Raw genomic sequence first — 24052 nt, 5'->3', positions numbered from 1 at the left:
ATGCCCATCGGGCGCGACGGTGTAAAGGGCGTCCGCAAACCGATCGGCCGTCGTGCGCGCCTCGGTGCCGCGCGATCCAGCCCCTCCCCTGTTCCTGCGGCGCTCGGGGCGGGGTCAGGGTGTGGAACGGTCTGGGACCGGACGCCGTAGTACGCGACGGCGCGCGGGCGCAGCTGCCCTGATACCCCGTCAGTAGGAGCTGTGTCCGCAGATGTCGTGCCCATCGCGCTCCACCTGGCCCGGCGGAGGCGGGGGTTCCCCGCAGCCCGGCAGGTCGAGGGGGTCGCCGCGGGAGGCGGCCCATCCGTCGGGGGCGGGTGCGACGCGACCGCCGCTTGGACCGCTGCCCCCGGGGCAACCATGGGCACGACAAAGCCCCGGACGCGGTAGCGGGCTCCTCCGGCACCGGCACACGGAGGACCCGGCAGCCACTCCCGCCCGGGAGGCGGCAGGCCGCTGTGTCCCCTCTCGACCGAATCACGGCACGTCAGGCAGCACGCCGCGGCACGCCCGGGGCGCGCGCTCCTCTCCCGACAGGTCCCGACAGGAGAAGACCATGACCGTCTTACGCTTCCGAAGACGCGGCCCCGCACGCAGCGGGCCGGCACCCCGCGCGGCGCGCTTTCTGCTCGCCGTGTCCGTCATCGGGGCCTGGCTGGTGGCCCCCGGCCCGGCCCACGCGGACACCTCCTTCGCGGCGAAGATCGACTTCGGTACCGCGACCACGGTGCCGGTGAGCGGCTACTCGCTTGACTACGGGCAGGCTTACGGGGCCCGTACCGGCCCTGGTCAGGGCACCGGTCTCAGTTACGGCTGGGTGGGGTCGGCGGACAGCACCCCGCTCGACCTGACCGGCAACGGCCGGGACCGGGGCACCGCCGAGCCGGACCGGCTCCTCGCCACCTTCGTGCACATGCAGTTGCCCGCGTCGTCGGCCGGGGTGAAGACGCCGGGCCGGTGGGAGATCGCCGTACCGAACGGCACCTACACGGTGACGGTCGCCGTCGGCGACGCCACGAGTGTGGACAGCACCCACGCGCTCCAGGTCGAGAACCAGAACGCGGTCGACGGCTTCGTCCCCACCGCCGCGTCCCGCTACCGCACCAGCACGGTCCAACCGACCGTGACGGACGGCCGGTTGACGATCAGTCCGCTCGGCGGGAGCAACACGAAGCTCGCGTACGTGACCGTCGCCCCGCTCGCGGACGCGGCGGCGCACCCCGAGGTGCGGACGGTGACCCCGGCGAACACGGCGACCGGTGCGGCACCGACCGGCAGTGTCGTGGCGGACCTGCGCCTGGTGGGCCCGGGCGTCGACGCGGCGACCCTCACCTCCGGCACGGTCACCCTCACGGAGTCGGCGACCGGGGCGGCCGTCCCCGCCCACGTGCTCACCAGCGGTGGCGGCGACGTCATCAACCTGTCGCCGACCACCGGCCTCAAGGCGAACACCCGCTACCGCTTCGCCGTCACCAGCGGCGCCCGGGACCTGGACGGGCGGGCCTTCACGCCCTGGAGCTCGGTGTTCACCACCGGAGCGGGCGGCGGGAGCGGCACGATCGCCTTCGACAAGGTGGCCACGTCGGCGACGGGCAGAAGCTTCGCCTCGGTGCTCAAAGGACCCGACGGGAAGCTGTACGCGTCCACGCTCGACGGGTACATCATGCGGTACGCCATCGCCGCCGACGGCACCCTGGGCGCGGCGGAGACGATCTCGACGGTCCGCACGAACGCGACGGCCCGTGGCCTGCCGGGGGCGCCCGACCGCTCGGTCATCGGGATGGCGTTCGACCCGGCGTCCACGGCGGCCGACCCGGTCCTGTGGATCACCTCCAACACCAGGTACGCCGGCGGCACCCCCAGCGAGCCGGACTGGTCCAGCAGCATCGCCAAGCTGAGCGGGCCGGGCCTCGCCACGTACACCGAGGTGATCAGCCATCTGCCCCGCTCGGTGAAGGACCACGAGACCAACTCGCTCGCCTTCGGCCCGGACGGCGCGCTGTACGTGACGCAGGGCGCCAACAACGCGATGGGCGCGGCCGATCCGACCTGGGGCAACCGTCCCGAGCACCTGCTCAGCGCCGCCGTGCTGCGGCTCGACCCGGCCCGGCTCCCGGCGACCGGCGCCGTCGACGTGCGCACCGAGAGCCCGGGCACGTACGACCCCTACGCGGCCGGCGCGCCGCTGACCCTCTACGCGACCGGCGTCCGCAACGCCTACGACCTGGTGTGGCACAGCAACGGCCACCTCTACACCCCGACCAACGGCTCCGCCGCCGGGGGCAACACGCCCGCGACGCCCGCCCCGCTGCCCGCCGCCTGCTCCCGCCGGATCGACGCGGCGACGGCCGGGGCCTACGCGGGGCCGGCCGTGCCCGGGATCACGTCCAACCCGGTGGCCGAGACCGACTACGTCTTCGACGTCAAGAAGGACCGCTACTACGGACATCCGAACCCGGCGCGCTGCGAATGGGTGCTCGCCGGCGGCAACCCCACGGCGGGCGTCACCCCCTTCGAGGTCGCCGGCTACCCGGTGGCCACCCTGCCCGACCGCAACCTGGACGCGGCCGGCATGTACGACGCCGGCCTGCACGCCTCCGCGGACGGGGTCGTCGAGTACCGGGGCAGCGCCTTCGGGGGCGCGCTGCGCGGCAGGCTCCTCGTGGTCCGCTACAGCAGCGGCCAGGACATCGAGGTGTTCGGCGTCGACGCGCAGGGCAAGCTGTCGGCGCCGACGACGGGCATCACCGGCTTCACCGGGTTCCAGCAGCCGCTGGACGTCACGGAGGACACCGCCAAAGGCACGCTGTACGTCACTGAGCAGGGCGCTTCGAGGATCACCCTGCTCAGGCCGCGGGTGACGTGAGGCGGCGGGGGCGCGGCCGGGCGCTGCCGCGGCGGCTGCCCGGACGCGCCCTCACTGCCCGGTGATGTTCACCATCCAGGTGATGCCGAAGCGGTCGGTGCACATGCCGAAGACGTCGCCCCACATCTGCTTGGCCAGGGGTACGGCGACGGTTCCGCCGGCGGAGAGCTTCTCCCAGTAGCCGCGCAGTTCCGCGTCGTCGTCGCCGCTCAGGCTGACCGAGATGTTGTCGCCGGGCTTGTACTCCATGCCGGGCGGCGTGTCGGCGGCCATCAGGGTGAACCCGGCGGGGGTCTCCAGCATGCCGTGCATGATCTGGTCGGCCACCTGCTCGGCACCCGGCGCGCCCGCCTCCCCGAACGTGTTCAGCGCCAACTCCCCGCCGAGCGCGTCCTGGTAGAACTCCAAGGCCTGACGGGCGTCACCGTCGAAGCTGATGTACGGGTTGAGGCGAGAGGTCACGGCGCGTTCCTTTCCCAGTGGTCCTGCGTGGCCGCATTATGCGGTCGCCGGGGACGGGCCGCGACGCGGACGACGCGGCGCGCGCCGCGGGAGCGGCGGCACCGCGTCGTCGTATGGCGGGGGCGCGCGAGTCAGGCCCGCGGGGGTCAGCTGTGCGCGACGTTGAGCCCGTAGAAGGCGACGCGTGCGCCCTTGGTGGTGCTGCTGGAGGAGGACTGGTTGTAGGAACCCGCCTTGAAGTACTGCTTGTACGGGAAGAACGACGACGGTATGGGGTAGTGCGTGGTGCTGCCGTTGACGGTCACGTCGAGCGTGTCGCCGCCGGAGACGGCGATGGTGTAGCTCCACGTCTTGCCGACCGCCACGTGCCCGACCGTGTGCGTCGTCTGCCCGCCCGCGGGCGAGTTCTCGGTGCCCACCACGATGTCGCCGCTGGACCGGTAGTAGAGCTCGACCAGGGGCTTGGTGGAGCTGCCGCCGGTGCCGAGGTGGATCTGGCCCACGCACACGTTCGAGGTGACGGAGACGACGCGCAGGGTGGCGTTCAGCTTGTGGCTGCCGCTGAGCGACCAGTTGGCGGCGCTGCCGCTGCGGTTCATCTCCCGCAACTCGGACCGGGCGTAGTTCGAGTTGGGGGTGGTGACGCCCTTCTCCGGCGCCCAGAAGGTCATCGCGCCGTCACGGGTGTCGGTGTAGAAGTACGCGTCCTGGAAGCCGTTCGCGCCCTGGAGGCGGGACGAGGGGATGGTGGTCGGCGAGCCGGGCGACCCGACGGGTTCCTGCAACTGCCACACGGACAGATCGAAGTTGCCACCGGGCGCCTTGCCGGGGTCGGCCGCGCTCGCGCTCGGTCCGCCGATCAGGGTGAGGGCGGCGACGATGCCGGCGAGTGTGGCGGTGGAGAGCGCACGGGTGCGCTTCGCGGACTTCGGGCCCCGGGGGCCCTGCGCGCTCTGTGGGGTCTGCGTGCTGCGGGTGCTCTTCATGGGGGGTTCCTCCAGGCTGAGACGACGAGGCGACGTTCATGTATCTGAAGGCTGGGTTCACTTATGAACTCTGCGTGCGGTGAACGTAAAGGTCTGCACCAGCGGCGTCAAGGGGCTGAACACAGACGCGGATTGGCGGGGCCGAGAAGCCCCCGGGGGGTGTCCGAGCCCGTCGAGTAGACCCGCGGGGTGGCGAGCGGAAGCGCCCCCGCCGCGGTTCCGTGGCAGGGGCGCTTCGGGTGGGCAGGTGGCTCAGGTGCGGGTCCAGCGCTGGCTGGTTGCGTTGGTGCAGGTGGCGAGCTGGATCTGGGTGCCGTTGGAGGCGCCGTTCGCGGCGGTGGCGAGGCAGAGGCCGGACTGGACGCCGACGACGGAACCGTCGGTGTTGAGGCGCCACTTCTGGTTGTCGCCGCCCCAGCAGGAGTAGATCTGGATCCTGGTGCCGTTGCCGGTGCCGCCGGCGTCCAGGCACTTGTTGCCGTAGACCCGGAACTCACCGGCAGTGGTGTACGTCCACTGCTGGTTGGTGCCGCCGGAGCAGTCCCACAGCTGGAGCGGCGTGCCGTCGGCGGTGCCGGCGCCGGAGACCTCCAGGCAGCGGCCGGAGCCGACGCCCTTGAGCGCCCCGGCGTCCGCAGGGGGCGTGGTGGAGCCGCCGCCGTTGAGGGCGTTGAGCACCGAGGTGTAGGCGGGCTTCTTGCTGCCGTCGCCGTTGAAGAGCAGGGGCGTGTCTCCCGAGCGCCAGGAGTCGGTGTCGCGCACGCCCCAGACGGTGATGCCGAGGCAGCGGGAGACGGCCAGGCAGTCGTTCGTGACGTTGGCGTAAGTCGTGCCCGAGGCGCCCTGGATGTCGAGTTCGGTGAGGGCCACGTCAACGCCGAGCGCGGCGAAACTCTGCAAGGTGGTACGGAAGTTGCCGTTGTAGGCGCTGCCGCTGTTGAAGTGCGACTGGAACCCGACGCAGTCGATCGGCACGCCCCGCTGCTTGAAGTCCCGGACCATCGCGTACACGGCCTGGGTCTTGGCCCAGGTCCAGTTCTCGATGTTGTAGTCGTTGTAGCAGAGCTTGGCGGCCGGGTCGGCGGCGCGCGCGGTGCGGAAGGCGACCTCGATCCAGTCGTTGCCGGTGCGCTGCAGGTTGGAGTCGCGCCGGGCTCCCGAACCGCCGTCGTCGAAGGCCTCGTTCACGACGTCCCACTGGGCGATCTTGCCCTTGTAGTGGCCCATCACGCCGTTGATGTGGTCGATCATCGCCTGGCGCAGGGTGCTGCCGCTCAGGCTCTGCATCCAGCCGGGCTGCTGCGAGTGCCAGGCCAGGGTGTGGCCGCGCACCTGCTTGCCGTTCTGGACCGCCCAGTTGTAGACGCGGTCGCCGGCGCTGAAGCTGAACTGGCCGCGCTGTGGTTCGGTGGCGTCGATCTTCATCTCGTTCTCGGCCGTCACCATGGTGAACTCACGGCCGGCGATCGACGTGTACGCCGAGTCGCCCAGCTTGCCGGAGGCGATGGCGGTGCCGAAGTAGCGGCCGCTCTGCGCGGCGGCGGCGCCGAGCGTGCTCGCGGCGGCGTGCGCGCCGGGCGGCGCGACGAGCACGGTGACCGCGCCGAGGAGACCGGCGATCAGCACCAGCAGCAGGCCATGTGCCTTTCGGCGGACGACGGATCTGGGAGGGGCGTACGAGCCCATGGGGGTGCCTCCAGGTTCGGCATCGTGAACAGCGGACGGGAGCGCGGGGCGGGGCGGGCCGAGCGGACGGGTGGACCCGTATCCGCCCGGCCCCAGGGAGGGATGATTGAGGTTTTGACGGTGGATCGTCAACACCTCCCACGGGATGAGTTTCTGATTTTTCTTCGAAACTTTTAGTACTGCGCGTCGGGCAATTACCGTCAGGTCGAACTGAGTTCTCGAAACGTTTCGGGATGGCGCTAATCAGCCATGCGATGCTGCACCTTGTCGAAAGGTTTCGCTGCGGTCATGGCCGCCCTACCGCGCCCACATCGCCATTCGCCCTCCCCTGCGGACCGGCCCCTGCCACACTGAGGCGCGCCCGCAGAAATGACCGCAAACCGGACCGCTCGCCTCCAGGCACCCGCCGACGGAAGGACCCGCGTGGACCCCGAGAACGACTCCTACCGGCGCAACTTCGTCACGCAGCTGGAACGCGCCGCGGCCCGCAATGACGTGGCGCTCCGCTGGAAGTCGGACGGCTGGGTGGCGGAGCTGCGCGCGAGCCATCGGCGGTGCCACGTGGTGGGCTACAACTTCCCTGTCAATGACGCGGCTTCAGCGCTCGCGGCCGACGACAAGGTGGCGACCTCGGTCCTGCTGACGCACGACGGCGTGCCGAACGTCCCGCACGCCCTGCTCCGGCTCCACCACTACGAGTCCGTGGCGGACGCGGCGCGCCCGCTCCCGCTTCCGGTCGTCGTCAAGCCGCTGAGCGGGAGCGGCGGACGCGACGTCATCCGGGCCGACACGCGCGCCCGCCTGCTGGACGCCCTCAAACTCCTGGAACCTGCGCACCGGGCCCTCGCGGTGTGTCCCTGGGTTCCCGTCCGCCACGAGTACCGCGTCGTCGTCCTCCACGCTCAGCCCCTCCTCGTCTTCGAGAAGCATCTCGACCGGCCCGCGCCGGACCCCTCCGTCCGTCCGTGGGACGAGCGTTTCGAGTGGCGGCACAATCTGAAGCACGGGACGTCCGCACTCGTTCTCGACGAGCCGCACCTGTGCGGGCGCCTGACCGACGTGGCGCGGCAGGCCATGGTCGCCCTGGGGCTGCGCTTCGGGTCCGTGGACATCGTCGACTGCGGCGGGGAGTTGTCCGTCATCGAGGTCAACAGCGGTGTGTGCCTGGAGCGGTTCAGCAGTCAGAGCGAGGCGTACTTCGCTCTCGCGCAGCGGGTGTACGAGTCGGCCGTGGCGGCCTGCTTCAGCCCTCCTCCACAAGTGTCCGGATGACGGCACGCCATCGCCCGGCGCTCCCGCGGCCGTCGGTCCCGGCATCCGCGGGGAGCGCGCAGAGGGGCGGATAGCCGGCGTACACGCACAGACGGTCCACGACGAAGTAGGCCGGGGTGCGACGACGGCCCGTCGAGGCCCACGCGGCATACGTCTCTTCGCAGAGCCCCCGGTCGCCCACCCGCAAGCCGTGGACGAGGGCAGCCGCCCACTCCCGCCACCCCGGGGACCCGCCGGACACCTCGAGCACGGCGGCGGTCTCCGCGGCGACGCGCCGGAACGCGTCGGGGTCCCCCGCGAGGTAGAGCGCCTTGGCCGCCAGAGCGGTGCGCAGGTCGAGCCAGGACGCGTACCGCTCCGCCTCCTGGATCAAGGCGCCGCACTCGTTCGCCGTGGCCCGCCGCAGAAGTGCCGAGCGCCACAGCAGAGTCACCTCGTTCTCCAGCGCGGTGCTGTGCCTGCCGGTCGCGCGCAGGTGTGCGGCGCGCCGCCGGGGCCCCGCCAGGGATGCGGCGACGGCACCCCGGTCGTACGCCAGATCGCTGCGCAGCCGCTCCCGTGCCGTCACGTCGCTCAGGCCGGGAGTCTCCAGGTACCGGTCGAGGTCCTCGTAGCGGCCGAGGGTGCGCAGTGTCCTGGCGACCTGGAAGCGCAGCCGTTCGGAGTCGGGTGTCTCGGCGGACAGGCGCCGGAGAATGCGCAGGGCCGGTTCGGCCTCGCCGGCGGTCCGGTGGCTCAGGGCGAGCCAGAGCAGCGCGGTGCGGCGGATGTCGTCCGGCAGCGGCGATGCGGTGAACGCACGCAGGTAGTCGATCCGTCGGCGCAGGCTCCGGTCCCGCCAGGCCTCGAGGAAGCCGCACATCAGGTCGGCCCAGGTGCCGGTCACGGGTGGGGTCAGCCGGTCGGTGATCCGGCCCATCCCGGGCAGTTCGGTGATGGCGTCGAGGAGCCACGGGGCCCGCAGGTCATGGGCCCGGCACAGCCCCACGGCCAACTCCAGTGTCTCCAGGCGCCGTTCGACACTGGTGGCCTCGTCGGCGTGGCGGGAGCGCAGCACCTCCACGAGGGCCGCGGCGCAGGTGGCGCGGTCGGCCGCGGACCAGGCTCCCGGGAGGGTCAGCGATTCGTCGGCGATCCCGGCGCGCACGGCGTCGTGCAGCCGGTAGGGAAAGAGCGGGTGGGTGTCCGCGGTGACGAGGGAGCGGGTGCAGAACCTTCGCGCGCTGCCGTCGAGGACGCCGGTCGCCCGGGACACCAGCTCCGGGTCGAAGCGGGGCACGAGGGCCGCGGCGCGCGCCACCTCACGTTCCTGATCGGGCAGGTCGGCGAAGATCCGGGTGACGAGGTGCGGCAGCGGCTGTCCGAAGGTGGTGCCCGGCACGTCGCCGTCGCCGGACTGCCTCGCCATGGAGAGGGACAGGTCGAGGTAGAGGGGAAGGCCGTGGGCGGCCCGCCGGATGCGCTCGATCGCGTCCTGGCCGAGCACGGGGTTGCCCGCCGCGCCGGAGGCGGCCGTCAGATAGCGCACGACGTCCGTGTCGGACAGGTCGCCGACGAGGTGCTGCTGCGACTCGCGCACGTCGAGGCGGAGCCCCGGCCAGACGTGCGGGCCCTTCGCGGACAGGCCGGCCTGCGCGGCCGTCGACGCCCAGTCCAGGGTGGAGCGGGACGTGACGACCCACAGGACGCCCGGGCTCAGGTGGACGATCCGGTTCAGCACCCGTTCCTGGGTGTGGTCGCCGCCCTGGACGTACTCGACGGCGTCCGCGAACGCCACCAACAGCGGGCGTTTCGCGCACGGCAGCCGTTCGAGGTCCCACGCGAGCAGCCCGGCCAGGGTGCCGGCGACGTACTGCGTCGGATTGAGCCGCGCCTGGTCGATCACGGCGGCCAGCGGCGCGCAGTCGCGCAGCGTGCGGTCCCGTAGCCGCCGGGAGCGGATCGCGTCGACCACCCGCATGCCGGTCCGTACGGTCAGGGGGCCGACGCCCAGCCGGGCGCCGGCGTCACTCAGGATGTCGTTCAGGGTGTCGGTGATCTGCGCGCGCACGTCGAAGCCGCGCGCGTCACGCAGCTCGGGCAGCGGGGCCCCCGGCGAGGCGAACGACCACCAGGCGGCGAGGCCCAGGTCGAAGGCGGGGAACTTGTTCCCGAGGTCGGCGACCTCGGCCCGCAGCCGCAGGACGATGTCCGTCGCGTTGACGGCGGCGCTGCCGTGGAAGTCGAGCCGGACCGTCCTGACCGCCGTGTCCTGGGCGGGCGGCCGGCCCCAGCCGCCGCCCTCGGGCAGTTCCCCCAGGGCCCACCGCTCCAGCCGTGTGGAGAGCGCCGTCTTCCCGATCCCGCCGATGCCGTAGAAGACCATCACGTTCTCGCGCTCGGTCCTGCCGAGTACGGCCGTGCCGCCGCGGACCCGCCTCGTGTGGTGCGACAGCGCCTCGGTGAAGGCGGTGTGCTCCGCCTGGCGGTCGGTGAACAGATCCACCGCCGAGTAATGCGGATCGAAAATGCGGTCGAAGTCGTCCATTCTCCCCCTCCGCCCTCAGAAAAGCCGCGCCTTTCCCAGGAACCGACTGCTGACTACCCCCCGCGTCGGGGCGCGACACGGGAACTCCGAGCCGGTGGGCGGTCACGACAAGGTCACGCGCACATTCGATGTGCATGCGTGGTGAAGAGCGGGGCACACGGATGGAGCACCACACAAGAGCAAAAGACCGGTAGCTGTCGTACCCGAACGAACGGATTCATGATGATTGTCATTGGGCTGATTCTGCTGATCATTGGCCTGCTGGTGGGCATGTCACTGCTGACCACGATAGGCGGAATTCTCATCCTGGTCGGCGCCATCCTGTGGATCCTCGGAGCCACCGGGCGTGCCGTCGGCGGTCGCAAACACTATTTCTAGGCACGGCGTGCGGGCGGCGACCGACGCACCGTGCCGGACCGGGGCTCCGCGGAGATCGACTCTCCGTGGGGCCCCGCTTTCTTTCTGCCCGGAGGTCAGCCGGGACCGCTCGGACGGCGCGGCTCTCAGCCGCGCCGTCCGAACTGCGGTGACGGCGACTCCCCCGCCGCCTGCGCGGGCACCAGACCGGCCAGCCTGCCCGAACCGTCCCATTCCAGGCGGAGGATGGCGAGGTCGTCGGTGTGCCGGTCCGCGTTGAGTTCCCGGACCTGGGTGATCAGTTCGTCGAGGTACTGGTCGGTGTCGTCCGCGGGGATGCGGTCCATCAGGCGGATGAGCCCCTCGACGCCGAGCCGCTGCGGCTCTTTCCCCTCGTGCCCCTCGACCAGGCCGTCGGTGTAGATCACCAGTGCTCCGCGGTCCGGCAGGACGAGTTCGCTCGCGTGCCAGTTCGCGAGGCCCGGCGCGATCCCCAGCGCGATGCCGTGCTGGGCGGGCACCTCGTAGGTCCGCTCCGGCGTCGTGAGCAGCGGCGCGTGGTGGCCCGCGAGGTAGAGGGTCGCGCGGCCCTGCGCCGGATCGAGGCACGCCAGCGTGACCGTCGCGAACAGGTCGCTCTGGGTGCGTTCGGCGACCAGCATCCGCTCCAGGAGCAGCAGCAGCTCCTCGGCGCGGTGGCCGCCGAGGGTGAGCGAACGCCAGGCGATGCGCAGGCAGACGCCGAGCGCGGCGGCGTCGGGGCCGTGCCCGCTCACGTCGCCGACGATGGCGTGCAGTTGCCCGTCGGGGGTCTGCACCACGTCGAGGAAGTCACCGCCCAGTAAGGCCCGCTCGCGGCCGGGCAGATAGCGGCTGACGGCGCGGATGCTGGAGGCGGCGATCATCGGCTGGGGCAGCAGGCCGCGTTCGAGGCGGGCGTTCTCCTCGGCGCGCAGCCGGTCGGCGCGGATGTCGGCGCTGGCCCGCTCGGCCTGCTTGCGGTGGACGGCGTAGCGCACGGCGCGGTGCAGCAGATCGGGGGCGACCTGGCCCTTGACGAGGTAGTCCTGGGCGCCGGCGGCCACCGCTTCGCCGCCGGCCTTCGATTCCGCGAGGCCGGTCAGGACGATGATGGCCGCGTCGGGGGCGATCTGCCGGACCGCGGCGACCGCGCCGATGCCGCTGGTGTCGGGCAGGTGCAGGTCGAGCAGGATGCAGTCCGCGGCGTGCACCGTCGCCTCGGCGCGGACCCCGGCCAGGCTGCTGCACCGGATCAGCTCGTGCGGCAGCCCGGTGTCGATCAGCAGCTCCTCCACGAGGAGGGCGTCGCCGTCGTCGTCCTCGACGAGGATGATCCGGAGCTGCCGCTCGGGTCCGAACCCGGTCATCACGCGGCCGCGCTCTCGGCGCTGTCCGGCTGCCGTACGGGCTCGGCGGCCGCGAGGGTGAAGACGATGCGGGTGCCCGGCGCGTGGTCCGGGTCGATGCTGATGGTGCCGCCGTGGAACTCGGTGATCTTCTTGCACATGGCGAGGCCGATGCCGCTTCCTGGATAGGCGTCCTTGGTGTGCAGACGCTGGAAGATGACGAACACCTTCTCGGCGAACTCGGCGGCGATGCCGATGCCGTTGTCACTGACCGCGAAGCGCCACAGCTCGCCGTCGCGGGCCGCCTCGATCCTGATCTCGGGCGCCCGGTCCGCGTGGCGGAACTTCACGGCGTTGGCGATCAGGTTCTGCCACAGGATGCCGAGCTGGGTGGCGTCCCCGCTGACGGTGGGCAGCGGATCGCGGACGATCCGGGCCTTGGACTCCTCGATGGAGACGCTCAGCGCGTCGAGCGTCTGCTCGACGACCGCGTCCAGGTCGACCTCGCGGTGGTCGTTGTGGACGCGGCCCACGCGCGAGAACTCCAGCAGGTCGTTGATGAGCTTCTGCATGCGGTTGGCGCCGTCCACCGCGAACCCGATGTACTGGTCGGCCCGTTCGTCGAGCTGGCCCGCGTAGCGGCGCTGCAGGAGCTGGGTGAAGCTGGAGACCTTGCGCAGGGGTTCTTGCAGGTCGTGCGAGGCGACGTAGGCGAACTGCTCCAGTTCGGAGTTGGAGCGGCGCAGCTCCGCGGCCTGTTCGTCGAGCCGGTGGCCGGCCTCCTCGGCGAACGCCAGTTCGTCCAGCAGGCGGCGGCGCATGGCTTCCATGTCGGCGCCGAGCCGGCGCAGGTCCGCCGGGCCGGTGGCGACGACGGGATGCTCGAAGGCGCCGCCGGAGACCGCGCGGGCGTCGGCGCCCAGCTTGGCCAGGGGCGCGGTGACGCCCCGCCGCAGCCCCTCGAAGATCAGGATAGTGAGCAGCAGGATGACGACCGCGATGCTGACGAGGATGGAGTCGCGCAGCCGCGCCGCGCCGCGCAGGTCGTCCAGGGCGCCCTGGCGGGCGGCGCGCTGGTGGTCCTGCTGCACGGCCATCGCCTTGCGCAGCGTGTCGAAGGTGTCCTTGCCCTGGCCGGCCCGCTGCGCCGAGGTCATCGCTGGGGATCCGGCGGGGGCGTCCGCGATCGGCTGTGCGTACGTGCGCTGCCAGCGGTCCGCCGTGTCCAGGACGGTGGCGAGGTCGGCCTGCCCCTTGGTGTCGTCCTTGAGCAGCCGCCGCAGCTCGGTGACGGCGGCGCGCTGGTCGGTCAGGCCCTCCTGGTACGGCGAGAGGAAGCTGCGCTCGCCGGTGAGGCCGTAGCCGCGGATGCCGGTCTCCTGGTTGACCAGGGCCGCCTCCAGGCGCACGGACGTGGCCAGGGCGGGGCTTCGGACGTCGACCAGCTCGTCGGTGAGGCCGGACGTCCGGTTCAGGGCCCAGAGCCCCAGCCCGCCGAGGACGGCGAGCAGGACGAGGGCCAGCGAGGCGCTCACGCGCAGCCAGCGTTGCGTCGTCCAAGTCGCACGCGAGGTCCGGGGACGTCGGTTCTTGACGTCGGTCGCCATGCCGCAGCGCTCCTCGGGAGATGAGTCAGGGCCGCCTTACCTTCAGCGCGGCGTGCATACTGTAACCGCAATCCGACAAGTCATGTTGTCGACCGGTGGGCGGTTTCCCTAAGGTGGACGGCATGCCTGGCAAGCATTTCTCCCTACGCGTGACCGAGGAGGAGATCGTCGAGCTGACCGTCGACGCGCTCGACGCCCTGGTCCGCCGGCTCACCCCGCGCACCCTCGGCCCCCGGCCCGCCGACGGCCGGGGCACCGCCCAGTCGCAGGCGCTGACCCGCCTGTACGTGATGTGGCAGCTGCGAAGCGCCCTGGATCGCCTGGAGTACGAGGCGGCCCAGGAGGCGGTCGCGGCAGGAGCCGGTTACCCCCAACTCGGCCGGGCAATCAACATCACCCGGCAGGGGGCCAGGAACCGCTGGCCCGATCTGATCTCCCACCCCACCCACGCCCCAGCCGAACCGAACCCGCCCCGGAGCTCATGTGATGACCACGACCCGTCCCTATGACGTCCTGCTCGTCGAGGACGACCTCGCCGACGCGATGCTCGTCCAGGACGCCCTGAGCGCACGCGGCGCCCGGAACCTGACCCAGGTCGAGGACGGCCTCGCGGCTCTGGAGTACCTGCGCGACCCGGACTCCACGCGCCCGGACCTGATCGTCCTGGACCTCAACATGCCGCGGATGAACGGCCGGGAGCTGCTGGCCGTCCTCAAGAACGACGAGGAGCTGCGCACCATCCCGGTCGTCGTCCTGACCACCTCGGCGGCGCCGGACGACGTGACGGGCGCGTACCGGCAGTACGCCAACGCCTATGTCACCAAGCCGGTCAACCTCGACGACTTCGAGCGCGCCGTGCAGAGCATCGACGCGTTCTACCTGGACACGACCACGCAGCTACCGCGCTCCTGAGACAATTTCGGACGAGGGGTCCGCGCGGCGGTCCGGATCGCACCGGCGCGCGGCCACACTGGAGGAGGCCCTGTGGGTGCTCAGGAAGCATCCGACACGGAGCACTTCACGTGCTCGCAGGCTCGGACCGACACGAGCAGGGCGCTGAGCGCGCTGGACGCGGAGCTCACCACCGGCCAGGCGCAGCGCATGCGCGAGGACGCGCTGCTGATCGCGAGCGAGCTCGCCTCGAACGCGCTGCGGCACGGCGGGGGCGTGACGCGGTTCAGCGCCCGCGTCCACGACGGCGCCCTGCTGGTGGAGGTCAGCGACCCCAGCCCCCAGGAGCCACTGCTGCGGCCGAACGATCCCGCCGTGCCCGGGGGGTTCGGCTGGATGATGGTGAACAACCTGGCGCACACGGTCACCGTCGAGACCGGCGAGCGGGGCAAGACCATACGCGCCGAGCTGGTCGTCGCCTCCTACCGGTGACCGTGGGCGCCGGCGCCGCTCACGCGTCGGAGCGGACCTCCACCGCGGACAACTGGGCGGCGGGCCAGCCGGTGTTGGCGGTGAAGCGCAGACGCAGGAAGCGCACGGCGGCGGTCGGCACGGTCAGGGTCACGGTGTTGCCCGTCGCCGGGTCGAAGGTGTGGCCCGCGGCGGCGAGCAGCGTGGTGAAGTCGCCGCCGTCGGTGCTGCCGAGCACGGACAGGGTCTGGGTGCGCCGGGCCCAGGCGGGGTCCGGGGGCAGCCAGAGCACGAGGCGGCGGACCGTCGTCGTGGCGCCGAGGTCGACCTGGAACCACTGCGGGAAGGCGTTGTTGGTGCTCTCCCAGTACGTTCTGGCGTCGCCGTCCACCGCGTTGCCCGGGGCGTAGAGCTGGGTGTGGCCGGAGGAGGTGGCCGGCCGGTGCAGGGCGAGGTCGCCGGGGGGCGGTGTGGTCCCGCCGGGCATCGGGGGCGTCGGGCGCACCGGGGTGAGGGGCAGTTCGCCCTTCAGCATCCGGCCGCCGTCGCCGGTGAGGCGCAGGTAGTAGTCGGCGGAGCAGGCGGTGCCGTCCTCGTCCAGGCCGAGGAACCCGGAGTCCGTGGGGACGTAGGCGGCGCTCTCGGCCGTCTTGGCGATCTGGTTGCCCTCGTTGTACTCGTCGAACATGGAGATGTAGATGCCCTGGGCGCCCAGCCGGACCATGTTGTAGAACTGGCGCCACATGAAGTCGCCGTGGGCGCGCTGGCGTGACTGGACGTCGCCGGGCAGCACGCAGGGCTGGTAGTCGATGCCGTGGGCGTCGCAGTGGGCCTGGTCGGGGGCGTTGACGTCGGTGTGGAAGCGGTCGGTGTCCGCCACGGTGCCGATGCGGCCCACCATCCACGGCGAGAGCATGTCGAAGGCCTGGTAGACGTCGAGGTAGCCGGGCCGGGAGTCCTCCTTGCCGGTGCGCCAGTGGGTGGGCACCCCGCCCATCACGTAACAGCCCTGCGCCTTGAACCAGTTGACGACCTCCAGGCAGTCGGCGGCCGGCCACGCCTTGTTGGGCTCGTTGAAGCCGAAGCCCCAAATACCGACGACCGGCTTGCCGTTCTGGACGGCGTAGGCGGGGGACGCGGTGTGGGCGCGCATCTTCTGCGTCCAGTCGGCGGGCAGTTCGGTGCGCATGTTCGCCCAGCCGGTGGCGTCGTACATGAGGTAGAACTTCCGGCCGTACCGCTCGGCCGCGCTGCGCACCTTCGCGGCCATGGCGTCGCGGGTGGGGCCTTCGGAGCTGTTGGGGTTGAAGCGCTGGAGTGCGACGGTGTCGATGGCGTTCTCCCGCAGCCACCGCAGGTGGGTGTCGACGGTCTGCTGGTCGTACGAGGAGAACAGGGTGGCGGGCGAGCCATTGCCGAGGTTCGCGTACGCCGTGCGGTAGCCGCTGGTGTAGTCGCGCATGTCGGGCCAGCTGCGCAGCGCGTTGTTGGACGGCGCGGGCGGCCGGCTCCAGTCGCCGCTCCAGTGCCACCAGCCGTCGATGGGGGCCGCGTCGCCCCGGCAGGCGAACCAGCCCTGGTAGCCGACGGTGACGCGGCCGACGACGTCGCCCGGGGGCGAGGCGGCGGCCGCGGGGCCCGCCAGGGGGAGGCCGGCGGCGGCGACGGCGCCGCTCGCGAGGGCGGATCTGAGGAGGGTGCGGCGGGACAGGGGCATGGGGGTTCCTCGCCTTCGGTGGGGGGCGGGTGCATGACAACCCTGGAGGCCCATTGCGAGGGATTCAAGATAGATGAGCGCAAAATATCGATGGCTCGGCTCAAATTCCGTACGCAACAGGCGAGTTGCGGGCAGTGCGGTGCCGCGGAGCGCCGGGCCGACGCGGGCGGAGTACGCGGGAGCACCGTCCGCACAGGGGGCGCACCCGGAAATCGGATGCGCCCCCTCCGCCCCCGCTGGAACGCCTATTCGATCGGCGCCCCAGGGGCCCCAGAGACCACCGTCCCCGCAGGTCACACGGGGTGGCACCGGGTACCGCCCGGAGGTGTCCCGGGGGCTCGACGGGCAGTGCTTCAAATGTTGAGCACAAATTGCACACATCCCTCTCTGCAACCGGGGGTCGATGGTCTAGATTGACCGTGCTTCAGCCGTTCGGGGCCGGAGCGACCACTATCGGCGTACAGGTCCGGCGCCCGGGGAGAGCCAGTTTCGCGCCTCTCCGCGCCGGCCGTGGGGGTGATCGATGGCCGGGCCCTGACGGGCCACGGGTGCGGGGAGCGCCCGGGGTGGCGACAGGAGTCCGCGGAGCAGGCATGACCGGCCGGCCCGACGAACTCGGCGCCGCCAGAGGGCTGTTCGCACAGCGCCGTAGGAGCCGGGTGGGTCCGGCCCGGGGGACGAGGTCCCCGAAGGGGAGGGCGGCGCGACTCGGGAGTGGGGATCTCCCGAGGGGGGAGCACAGCGCGACACGGGGGGCGGGGCCTCCCGTGCGACCACTGAGACCTGGGGGGGTCCTGTGCAGCAGGGGGAATTAGTCGACCCGTTTTCGTCGGCGCGCGGGGGTCTGACGGCCGGCGCCATCAGCCGGCCGGCGAGCGACTGGGAACAGCGGTACCGCCGCACCGTCATCATCAGCGACACGGTGACCACCGCCGTCGTGGTGACCTCGATCGGCACCTTCTTCGGGGCCCGGGACGCGGCCAACTGGCACGAGAAATGGACCATCCTCGCCTTCGGCACCGAGCTTCTGGTGCTGGCGGCCCTCGCGGTGAGCCGGTCGTGGGCGCCTGCCGTACTGGGCCAGGGCGCCGAGGAGTTCCGCCGGCTGGGCCGCTCGCTGTTCACCGCGGCGGTGGTGCTGGCGCTCGGCGGGATAGCCCTGACCTCGCGCAACATCAAGCTCTGGATCTTCGTCGCGATCCCGGCGATCGCCCTCACCACCATGACCGCGCGGTACCTGCTGCGGCTGCGGCTGCACAAGCAGCGCAAGGAGGGCCAGTGCCTGCGGCCGGTGCTCGCCGCCGGGAGCGTGGACACCGTGCGCGACCTGATATCCCGGGCCCGCAAGTTCCCGCACCTGGGCTGGCGGGTGGACGCGGTGTGCACCACGGACGGCCTGGGGGTCGACGGTGACCACCTGGACGGCGTGCCCGTGGTCGGACCGCTGGCGGACGTCGCCAGCCACGTCCGCCGCGACGGCTACCGGGTCGTCGCGGTCACGCCGGACCCGCACTGGTCGCCGGAGTCGCTGCAGCGGCTGGCGTGGAACCTGGAGGGCAGCGACGCCGAGATGGTCGTGGCGCCCGTCCTGATGGAGGTCGCCGGGCCACGGCTGCACGTCGACGCGGTGCTCGGGATACCGCTGCTGCGGGTCAGCATGCCGACGTTCACCGGGGGCCGCCGGGCCGTCAAGGGGATCGTCGACCGGCTGGGGGCGGCGTTCCTGCTGCTGTTCTTCGCGCCGCTCATGGTCGCCGTCGCGGTGCTCGTGATGCTCGACAGCCGCGGCGGGGCGCTGTACAGCCAGCGCCGGGTCGGCAAGGACGGCCACGAGTTCACCATCTACAAGTTCCGCACCATGGTCACCGGGGCCCACCGGGCCCGCGCCGACCTGGCCGACGTGAACGAGGGCGCGGGCCTGCTCTTCAAGCTCCGCCGCGACCCGCGGGTGACCCGGGTGGGGTCGGTGCTGCGCCGCTACTCGATCGACGAACTCCCGCAATTGTTCAACGTGTTGACCGGGTCGATGTCGCTCGTCGGCCCGAGACCTCCGCTGCCGGAGGAGTCCGCCGCCTACGGCCCGGACATCCGGCGCCGGCTCCTGGTCAAGCCCGGCCTGACCGGCCTGTGGCAGATCAGCGGCCGCAGCGACCTGCCGTGGGACGAGGCCGTCCGCCTCGACCTGCGGTACGTGGAGGACTGGTCGCTCGCCCTGGACACGGTGATCTTGTGGAAGACACTGCGTGCGGTGGTCTACGGGCAGGGGGCGTACTGATGCGCGGGGGACGGCGGGCCGACCGGCCCGCCGGCGCGGGGACCGCAGGCCGCGAGGGCCTGCCTGGGGGGAGGAACGGGTCATGAGAGTCAGCGTGTTCGGGCTCGGCTACGTGGGCTGCGTGTCGGCCGCGTGCCTGGCCGGCATGGGGCACGAGGTCATCGGGGTGGACGTCAACCAGGTCAAGGTCGACCTGGTCAACGACGGCAAGGCCCCGGTGGTCGAGGAGCGCATCGGCGAGCTCATCGCCGACGTCGTGAAGACCGGCGCGCTGCGCGCCACCACCGACGTCCGCGAGGCGGTCCTGGGCAGCGAGGTGTCGCTGATCTGCGTCGGCACGCCGTCGGAGGCCAACGGCAGTCTGTGCACCACCTATCTGGAGCGCGTCACCGAGCAGATCGGCGCGGTGCTCGCCGAGCGGGGCGGGCGGCACACGGTGGTCTTCCGCAGCACCATGCTGCCGGGCACCTGCCTGAACCTGCTGGTGCCGATCCTGGAGAAGCACGTCGGCGGGATGGCGGGCGCGGACGTCGGGGTCGCGGTCAACCCGGAGTTCCTGCGCGAGGGCACGAGCGTGCGGGACTTCTTCGACCCGCCCAAGACCGTCATCGGCGAACTCGACCCGGCCAGCGGCGACGTGGTCGCGGCCCTGTACGAGACGCTGCCCGGCGAGGTGTTCCGGGTACCGGTGCCGACGGCCGAGGCGATCAAGTACGCGGACAACGCGTTCCACGGCCTGAAGATCGGCTTCGCCAACGAGCTGGGCGCGGTGTGCCGGGCGCTCGGCGTCGACTCGCACCAGGTGATCGACGTCTTCCTGGCCGACCGCAAGCTGAACATCAGCCCCGCCTATCTGCGCCCCGGTTTCGCCTTCGGCGGCTCCTGCCTGCCCAAGGACCTGCGCAGCCTGGTCCACGCGGCGCAGCGGGCCGACGTGTCGGTGCCGATCCTCTCCCACGTCCTGCCCTCCAACTCCGCGCATCTGCAACGGGCGGTGGAGCTGGTGGAGCGCTCGGGCAGACGCCGGGTGGGCCTGTTCGGGCTCTCCTTCAAACCCGGCACCGACGACCTGCGCGAGAGCCCGCTGGTGGAGCTGGCGGAGCGGCTCTTCGGCAAGGGCTACGACCTGAAGATCTACGACGCCAACGTGAGCCTGTCCCGGCTGCTCGGCGCCAACCGCGAGTACATCGAGAACCGGCTGCCGCACCTCGCGCAGCTGCTCGCGGACTCGGTCGACGAGGTGCTCGACCACGCCGAGGTGTGCCTGGTCGGGACCAAGGACCCGGCCGTCCTGACGGCGCTGCCCCACGGCCACGACGGCCCGGAGCTGATCGATCTCATCCGCCTTCCCGACGCCGAGACGCGCCGGACCGAACCGGGGTACGTGGGCCTTGCCTGGTGATGTGAGGAACGAGAACGGGACCGGCGGGCGCGCGCTGGTCCTGGTGGAGAACCTGTCGGTGCCGTTCGACCGGCGCGTGTGGCAGGAGTGCACGACGCTGCGGGACGCGGGCTGGGACGTGCACGTCATCTGCCCGCAGGGCAGCAAGCGGGACACGGAGGCCGAGGCGGAGATCGACGGGGTGCGCATCCACCGCTACCCGCTGCGCGCGGCCACCGGAGGTCCGGCCGGCTATCTGCGCGAGTACGGATCGGCGCTGTGGCACACGGCGCGGCTGGCCCGCAAGGTCGGACCGGTCCACGTCGTGCACGCCTGCAACCCGCCGGACCTGCTGTTCCTGCCCGCGCTGCGGCTCAAGCGGCGCGGCGCCCGGTTCGTCTTCGACCAGCACGACCTGGTGCCCGAGCTGTACCTGTCCCGGTTCGACCGGGGTGAGGACCTGCTCTACCGCGGGGTGCGGGCGCTGGAGCGGCTGACCTACCGGGCCGCGGACATCGTGCTCGCCACGAACGAGAGCTACCGGGACGTCGCGGTGCGCCGCGGCGGCAAGCGGCCCGAGGACGTCTTCGTGGTACGCAGTGCGCCGGGCACCGACCGCTTCCGGCCGGTGCCGGCCGAGGCGGAGCTGAAGCGCGGCAAGCCCCATCTGCTGTGCTACCTCGGTGTCATGGGTCCCCAGGACGGGGTCGACTACGCCCTGCGGGCCCTCGCCGAGCTGCGCGACACCCTCGGGCGCGACGACTGGCACGCGGTGTTCGTCGGCTCCGGTGACGCCCACGACGCGATGGTGGAGCTGGCAGCGGAGCTAGGCCTCGCCGACCAGGTGGAGTTCACCGGCCGCATACCCGACGCGGAGCTGGTGCGCTATCTCTCCACCGCGGACGTGTGCCTCTCCCCCGACCCGCGCAACCCGCTCAACGACGTGTCGACCATGAACAAGGTCCTGGAGTACATGGCGATGGGCCGGCCGATCGTCTCGTTCGACCTGCGCGAGGCGCGGGTCTCCGCCGGTGACGCGGCCGTGTACGCGCCCGCCAACGACGAGGGCGCGTTCGCCGCTCTCGTCGCCGAGCTCCTCGACGACCCGGCGAAGCGGGCCGAGATGGGCAAGATCGGCCAGGAGCGGATCAGCGGGCGGCTCTCCTGGCGTCACTCGCAGGAGTCGCTGCTGGCCGCGTACGCCGCCGCCTGCCGGGGCCGCGTCCCGGTGCCGGTGCCGGTGGGCAAGTCCGACAGGACCGGGAAGAGGCAGCGGCGTTGAGTGACGACACGATCCGCCTGGCCACGGTCGGGCGGATACTGCGCCGGCGCCGGCGGCTGCTCGCCGTCGTCGTCGTGGTGGGCGCACTCGTCGGGTTCGGTGCTTCGCTGCTGTTCCCGCCGAGCTACACGACCACGGCCTCCGTGCTGTTGCCCGGGCAGTGGGAGGAGCGCGAACTGCTGACCCAGGCGGAGATCGCGACCAGTTCGCAGGTGCTCGACCGTACGGCCGCCGCGCTGCACTGGTCCGGCGTCAGCGGCACCGACCTGCGCGGGCAGGTGAGCGTCAAACCGGCGGACGGGAACATCATCAAGATCTCGGGCACGGCCGCCACTCCGGCGCGGGCGCAACAGCTCGCCGACCGCATGGCGCAGCAGTTCGTCGACTTCGCCGCCCGGCTCGCGGGCAACGACCCGGACCCCGGGGCCGACGCCGGGCCCCAGACGCTGCGCAAACAGGTGGCGCAGACCAACCGGCGCATCTCGGAGCTGGCCGACGCGGCGGACCCGGGACGGACCGTGGAGAGCGTGCAGGCCCGGACCGAGCTGGAGAAGCTCCGTACCGCGTTGCAGGAGGCCCTGCAGAAGCTGGAGGAGGCCGACCCGGCGACCGACAAGGCCACCATGGTCGTGATGGGCCCCTCGGCCCGGCCGACGGGTGAGGCGCCGCCGACGCGGACGCAGCTCATCGCCGGCGGGGCGCTGGTGTTCCTGCTGCTCACGATCGTCGGCCACCTCGCCGCGGCACGGGTCGACCGCAGGCCGCGCACCGGTCAGGAGATCGCCGCGGCGCTGGGCTCGGAGCTGCTGGGCACCGTCGACGTCCCCGGGGAGCGGGCGTCGCGCCGGCCCCAGGAGCACGGCGCGCGCACGCGGGTCCGCCGGCTCCTCGGCGTCGACACGCGGTGGGACCTGCCGACCCCGCGGGTCTGTGGCGACGAGGGCAGCCGGCGCCTGCGTTACCGCCGGGTGTGCGTGCGCCTGCGTACGCAACTGCCCACCGCTCGCGGGCTGTTGGTGGTCGTCCCGGAAGGTGACGAGACAGCGCTGCGGGCAGCGGGGCAGCTCGTGGCCGAGGCCGCGAGCGATCCGTCCGGCGCCTTCGCGGGGCGGGGCTACCCCGCGCTGCGGGTGACGGAGGTCAGTGCGCAGCGGCCGATGGTGCCCGACCGCGACGTGGAGTCCGGCGTCCTGGTCGTGCTCAGCGCGGGCACCTGGTCCGCGGGAGAGCTCTCCGGGGTCGCCGAGGCGTGCGCGGACGCGGGGCACGAGCTCGTCGGCGTCGTCGTCGCCGACCCGGTGCGGGCCGGCGGGAAGACCGCCGCCGCGCCGCCGCCGCGCCGCCCGCCGGCCGCGGTCGCGGTGGGCGAGGACGTGCGGGGAGGCCGGGCATGACGACGACGGACAGGACCTCGGCGGCCTCGCCGCTCCTCGACCTCCAGGCGCTCGTGGTGGCGGTGCGCAGACGGCGCCGGCTGTGGGGCAGCCTGGCCCTGCTGGGCCTGGTGCTGGGCGCGGCGGTGGCGCTGCTGCTGCCGCCCGCGCCGACCGCGGTGACCACGGTGCTGGTCGCGCACAAGGAGGACCAGCCGAACGACACCGGCACGCTGATCCGTACCGATGTCGAGCTGCTGGGCACCACCCGGATCGCGGGCAAGGCGCTGAAGACCCTCGGCTCCTCGGACCGCCCCGAGGACTTCCTCCAGGACTACCGGGGCACCGGCGTGACCAACAACCTGCTGCGGATCGACGTGACCGCCGACACGAACGCCCAGGCGGTGGCCCGGGCCAGGGCGCTCGCCGACGCGTTCGTCGCCGACCACGTGCAGCGGATGTGGGAGACGGCGAAGGCCGAGTCGAAGGCCCTGCTGGACCAGCGCGACCGGATGGCCGACGAGCTCGTCAAGGTCAACAAGGCGATCGGGGGCCGCTCCCCGCAGAGCGACCCGGCCGCGGCGGCGAGCATCGAGACCCTCTTCTCCCGCCGGGCCGAACTCACCTCGCGCATCGCCGACTTCGACCAGCGCTCCGAGGAGGCGCGGGTCGGCACGCCCCAGCTGATCGCCGGCACCCAGATCGTGGACGCCCCGCGCGCGCTCCGGCACTCGCTGCCGCGGAGCGCCGCGACCGACGCCGCGATCGGGTTCGTCCTCGGTCTCGTCCTCGGTCTCGCGCTCGCCGCGGTCGGCGTGGTGGTGGCGGACCGTCCGGTGCTGCGCCGGGACATCGCGTCGAACCTGGGCGCCTCGGTCGTCGCGGAGCTGCCGCACCGGCCGGGCCGGTGGTGGCGGCGGCGCCGGGCCCGGGCCGCGCGGGAGCGGCTCACCCTGACCCTGGCCCGCACCGCGCGCGGCTCCGCGGAGCCGCTGTCGCTGCTGGAACTCGGCTGTGCGCGCACCGCGGCCGGGCTCGCCCTCGATGTCGCCCGCGCGCTCTCGGCCGACGGTCCGGTGACCGTCGTCGACGGCCTGCCGGGCCCGCAGCTCGCCGAGCGCCGCAAGCGCCCCGGCGACCCCGAGGTGGTCAGCGGTGAGCCCGGCGCGGTCCGCTCCCCCCAGGAGCGGCGGCTCGGCGTCGGCTCGGTCGCGCCCGGGACGGCCTGGACCGACCTGCGGTACCTCGGCGCACGCACCGTGCTCGTCGTGCGCGCCGGGCACGGCAGCGCCGCATGGCTGCACACCGTGGCACGGCAACTCGCCGACCAGCGCGTCCCGGTGGTCGGTGTGGTGCTGATCGACCCCGATCCGCGCGACCGGACCGACGGCACGCTGTGGGACGGGCTGGACATCGCGCTGCGGGGCCACAGCGAGCGGACCGCCCCGGCGGGCGGGACGGGCCGGTGGCGGCCGGAGCGGGAGCCGATCGGGGCCGCACGGGTCCGGGACAACGAGCAGGAGGCGCGGTAG

At 72.3% G+C, this 24052-nt stretch carries 18 protein-coding genes; 11 read left to right on the top strand and 7 right to left on the bottom strand.

Annotation, left to right across the window (positions count from 1 at the left end; all coding sequences use genetic code 11):
• Window positions 1-556 precede the first annotated feature (556 nt).
• Window positions 557-2866, top strand: coding sequence for an Ig-like domain-containing protein (locus ACIBW6_RS17805; RefSeq protein ID WP_399060490.1), 2310 nt, complete (start codon window positions 557-559; stop codon window positions 2864-2866).
• A 51-nt stretch (window positions 2867-2917) separates the two neighbouring features.
• On the opposite strand, the gene ACIBW6_RS17800 is transcribed toward ACIBW6_RS17805, so the two are convergent.
• From ACIBW6_RS17800 to ACIBW6_RS17790, 3 genes are all read right to left on the bottom strand, one after another.
• Window positions 2918-3328, bottom strand: a complete 411-nt coding sequence (locus ACIBW6_RS17800) for a VOC family protein (protein WP_399060488.1) — start codon at window positions 3326-3328, stop codon at window positions 2918-2920.
• Between the two features lie 146 nt (window positions 3329-3474).
• Complete coding sequence (locus ACIBW6_RS17795; protein ID WP_399060486.1) at window positions 3475-4314, bottom strand: polysaccharide lyase family 7 protein; 840 nt, start codon at window positions 4312-4314, stop codon at window positions 3475-3477.
• 252 nt (window positions 4315-4566) lie between these two features.
• A complete protein-coding gene (locus ACIBW6_RS17790) occupies window positions 4567-6000 on the bottom strand; it encodes an endo-1,4-beta-xylanase (RefSeq protein ID WP_399060484.1) in 1434 nt (477 codons plus the stop codon).
• A gap of 423 nt (window positions 6001-6423) precedes the next feature.
• On the opposite strand from ACIBW6_RS17790, the gene ACIBW6_RS17785 reads away from it, so the two are divergent.
• Window positions 6424-7272: a RimK family alpha-L-glutamate ligase gene (locus ACIBW6_RS17785; protein WP_399060482.1), complete on the top strand. Its 849-nt coding sequence runs from the start codon at window positions 6424-6426 to the stop codon at window positions 7270-7272.
• Here ACIBW6_RS17785 and ACIBW6_RS17780 read toward each other — a convergent pair.
• Window positions 7244-9799 (bottom strand): tol-pal system YbgF family protein, encoded by a 2556-nt coding sequence (locus ACIBW6_RS17780; RefSeq protein WP_399060480.1) that lies wholly within the window; start codon window positions 9797-9799, stop codon window positions 7244-7246. The genes ACIBW6_RS17785 and ACIBW6_RS17780 overlap by 29 nt on opposite strands.
• 219 nt (window positions 9800-10018) lie before the next feature.
• On the opposite strand from ACIBW6_RS17780, the gene ACIBW6_RS17775 reads away from it, so the two are divergent.
• Window positions 10019-10177 (top strand): hypothetical protein, encoded by a 159-nt coding sequence (locus ACIBW6_RS17775; RefSeq protein WP_356493819.1) that lies wholly within the window; start codon window positions 10019-10021, stop codon window positions 10175-10177.
• 125 nt (window positions 10178-10302) lie between these two features.
• Here the strand turns inward: ACIBW6_RS17775 and ACIBW6_RS17770 are convergent, their stop codons facing one another.
• Window positions 10303-11544: a PP2C family protein-serine/threonine phosphatase gene (locus tag ACIBW6_RS17770; protein ID WP_399060478.1), complete on the bottom strand. Its 1242-nt coding sequence runs from the start codon at window positions 11542-11544 to the stop codon at window positions 10303-10305.
• Window positions 11544-13130: a CHASE3 domain-containing protein gene (locus ACIBW6_RS17765; protein WP_399060476.1), complete on the bottom strand. Its 1587-nt coding sequence runs from the start codon at window positions 13128-13130 to the stop codon at window positions 11544-11546. Before ACIBW6_RS17765 ends, ACIBW6_RS17770 begins: the two co-directional genes overlap by 1 nt.
• 122 nt (window positions 13131-13252) lie before the next feature.
• On the opposite strand from ACIBW6_RS17765, the gene ACIBW6_RS17760 reads away from it, so the two are divergent.
• The 3 genes from ACIBW6_RS17760 to ACIBW6_RS17750 all read left to right on the top strand — a co-directional run bounded on the left by ACIBW6_RS17760 (window position 13253) and on the right by ACIBW6_RS17750 (window position 14513).
• A complete protein-coding gene (locus ACIBW6_RS17760; protein ID WP_399060474.1) occupies window positions 13253-13639 on the top strand; it encodes a hypothetical protein in 387 nt (128 codons plus the stop codon).
• Window positions 13617-14042 (top strand): response regulator, encoded by a 426-nt coding sequence (locus ACIBW6_RS17755; protein ID WP_399060472.1) that lies wholly within the window; start codon window positions 13617-13619, stop codon window positions 14040-14042. The genes ACIBW6_RS17760 and ACIBW6_RS17755 overlap by 23 nt, the downstream gene beginning before the upstream one ends.
• A 72-nt stretch (window positions 14043-14114) precedes the next feature.
• The gene (locus ACIBW6_RS17750) at window positions 14115-14513 is read left to right on the top strand and encodes an ATP-binding protein (RefSeq protein ID WP_399060471.1); all 399 of its coding nucleotides are present in this window, start codon (window positions 14115-14117) and stop codon (window positions 14511-14513) included.
• A 19-nt stretch (window positions 14514-14532) separates the two neighbouring features.
• On the opposite strand, the gene ACIBW6_RS17745 is transcribed toward ACIBW6_RS17750, so the two are convergent.
• Complete coding sequence (locus tag ACIBW6_RS17745; RefSeq protein ID WP_399060469.1) at window positions 14533-16209, bottom strand: discoidin domain-containing protein; 1677 nt, start codon at window positions 16207-16209, stop codon at window positions 14533-14535.
• Window positions 16210-17005: 796 nt separating this feature from the next.
• On the opposite strand from ACIBW6_RS17745, the gene ACIBW6_RS17740 reads away from it, so the two are divergent.
• The 5 genes from ACIBW6_RS17740 to ACIBW6_RS17720 all read left to right on the top strand — a co-directional run bounded on the left by ACIBW6_RS17740 (window position 17006) and on the right by ACIBW6_RS17720 (window position 24052).
• Window positions 17006-18484: a sugar transferase gene (locus tag ACIBW6_RS17740; RefSeq protein WP_399060467.1), complete on the top strand. Its 1479-nt coding sequence runs from the start codon at window positions 17006-17008 to the stop codon at window positions 18482-18484.
• An 82-nt stretch (window positions 18485-18566) separates the two neighbouring features.
• Window positions 18567-19886, top strand: coding sequence for a nucleotide sugar dehydrogenase (locus ACIBW6_RS17735; protein WP_399060465.1), 1320 nt, complete (start codon window positions 18567-18569; stop codon window positions 19884-19886).
• A 1-nt stretch (window position 19887) separates the two neighbouring features.
• On the top strand, window positions 19888-21147 hold the full coding sequence (locus ACIBW6_RS17730; RefSeq protein WP_399060463.1) for a glycosyltransferase family 4 protein: 1260 nt from the start codon (window positions 19888-19890) through the stop codon (window positions 21145-21147).
• Window positions 21144-22541 carry a Wzz/FepE/Etk N-terminal domain-containing protein gene (locus ACIBW6_RS17725; RefSeq protein WP_399060460.1) on the top strand — a complete coding sequence of 466 codons (1398 nt, stop codon included), beginning with the start codon at window positions 21144-21146 and terminating at the stop codon, window positions 22539-22541. The genes ACIBW6_RS17730 and ACIBW6_RS17725 overlap by 4 nt, the downstream gene beginning before the upstream one ends.
• Window positions 22538-24052, top strand: coding sequence for a Wzz/FepE/Etk N-terminal domain-containing protein (locus ACIBW6_RS17720; RefSeq protein WP_399060458.1), 1515 nt, complete (start codon window positions 22538-22540; stop codon window positions 24050-24052). The genes ACIBW6_RS17725 and ACIBW6_RS17720 overlap by 4 nt, the downstream gene beginning before the upstream one ends.

It is taken from the genome of Streptomyces sp. NPDC049813, from assembly GCF_044465085.1.
GTDB lineage: Bacteria > Actinomycetota > Actinomycetes > Streptomycetales > Streptomycetaceae > Streptomyces.
This window is presented reverse-complemented; position numbering and strand designations above follow the sequence as displayed.

Excerpts from the sequence above, each read along its gene's own strand:
- ACIBW6_RS17805 (WP_399060490.1), top strand. The coding sequence starts at position 557 with ATGACCGTCTTACGCTTCCGAAGACGCGGCCCCGCACGCAGCGGGCCG.
- ACIBW6_RS17795 (WP_399060486.1), bottom strand. The coding sequence starts at position 4,314 with ATGAAGAGCACCCGCAGCACGCAGACCCCACAGAGCGCGCAGGGCCCC.
- ACIBW6_RS17790 (WP_399060484.1), bottom strand. The coding sequence starts at position 6,000 with ATGGGCTCGTACGCCCCTCCCAGATCCGTCGTCCGCCGAAAGGCACAT.
- ACIBW6_RS17780 (WP_399060480.1), bottom strand. The coding sequence starts at position 9,799 with ATGGACGACTTCGACCGCATTTTCGATCCGCATTACTCGGCGGTGGAT.
- ACIBW6_RS17775 (WP_356493819.1), top strand. The coding sequence starts at position 10,019 with ATGATGATTGTCATTGGGCTGATTCTGCTGATCATTGGCCTGCTGGTG.
- ACIBW6_RS17770 (WP_399060478.1), bottom strand. The coding sequence starts at position 11,544 with ATGACCGGGTTCGGACCCGAGCGGCAGCTCCGGATCATCCTCGTCGAG.
- ACIBW6_RS17765 (WP_399060476.1), bottom strand. The coding sequence starts at position 13,130 with ATGGCGACCGACGTCAAGAACCGACGTCCCCGGACCTCGCGTGCGACT.
- ACIBW6_RS17760 (WP_399060474.1), top strand. The coding sequence starts at position 13,253 with ATGCCTGGCAAGCATTTCTCCCTACGCGTGACCGAGGAGGAGATCGTC.
- ACIBW6_RS17755 (WP_399060472.1), top strand. The coding sequence starts at position 13,617 with ATGACCACGACCCGTCCCTATGACGTCCTGCTCGTCGAGGACGACCTC.
- ACIBW6_RS17745 (WP_399060469.1), bottom strand. The coding sequence starts at position 16,209 with ATGCCCCTGTCCCGCCGCACCCTCCTCAGATCCGCCCTCGCGAGCGGC.
- ACIBW6_RS17735 (WP_399060465.1), top strand. The coding sequence starts at position 18,567 with ATGAGAGTCAGCGTGTTCGGGCTCGGCTACGTGGGCTGCGTGTCGGCC.
- ACIBW6_RS17720 (WP_399060458.1), top strand. The coding sequence starts at position 22,538 with ATGACGACGACGGACAGGACCTCGGCGGCCTCGCCGCTCCTCGACCTC.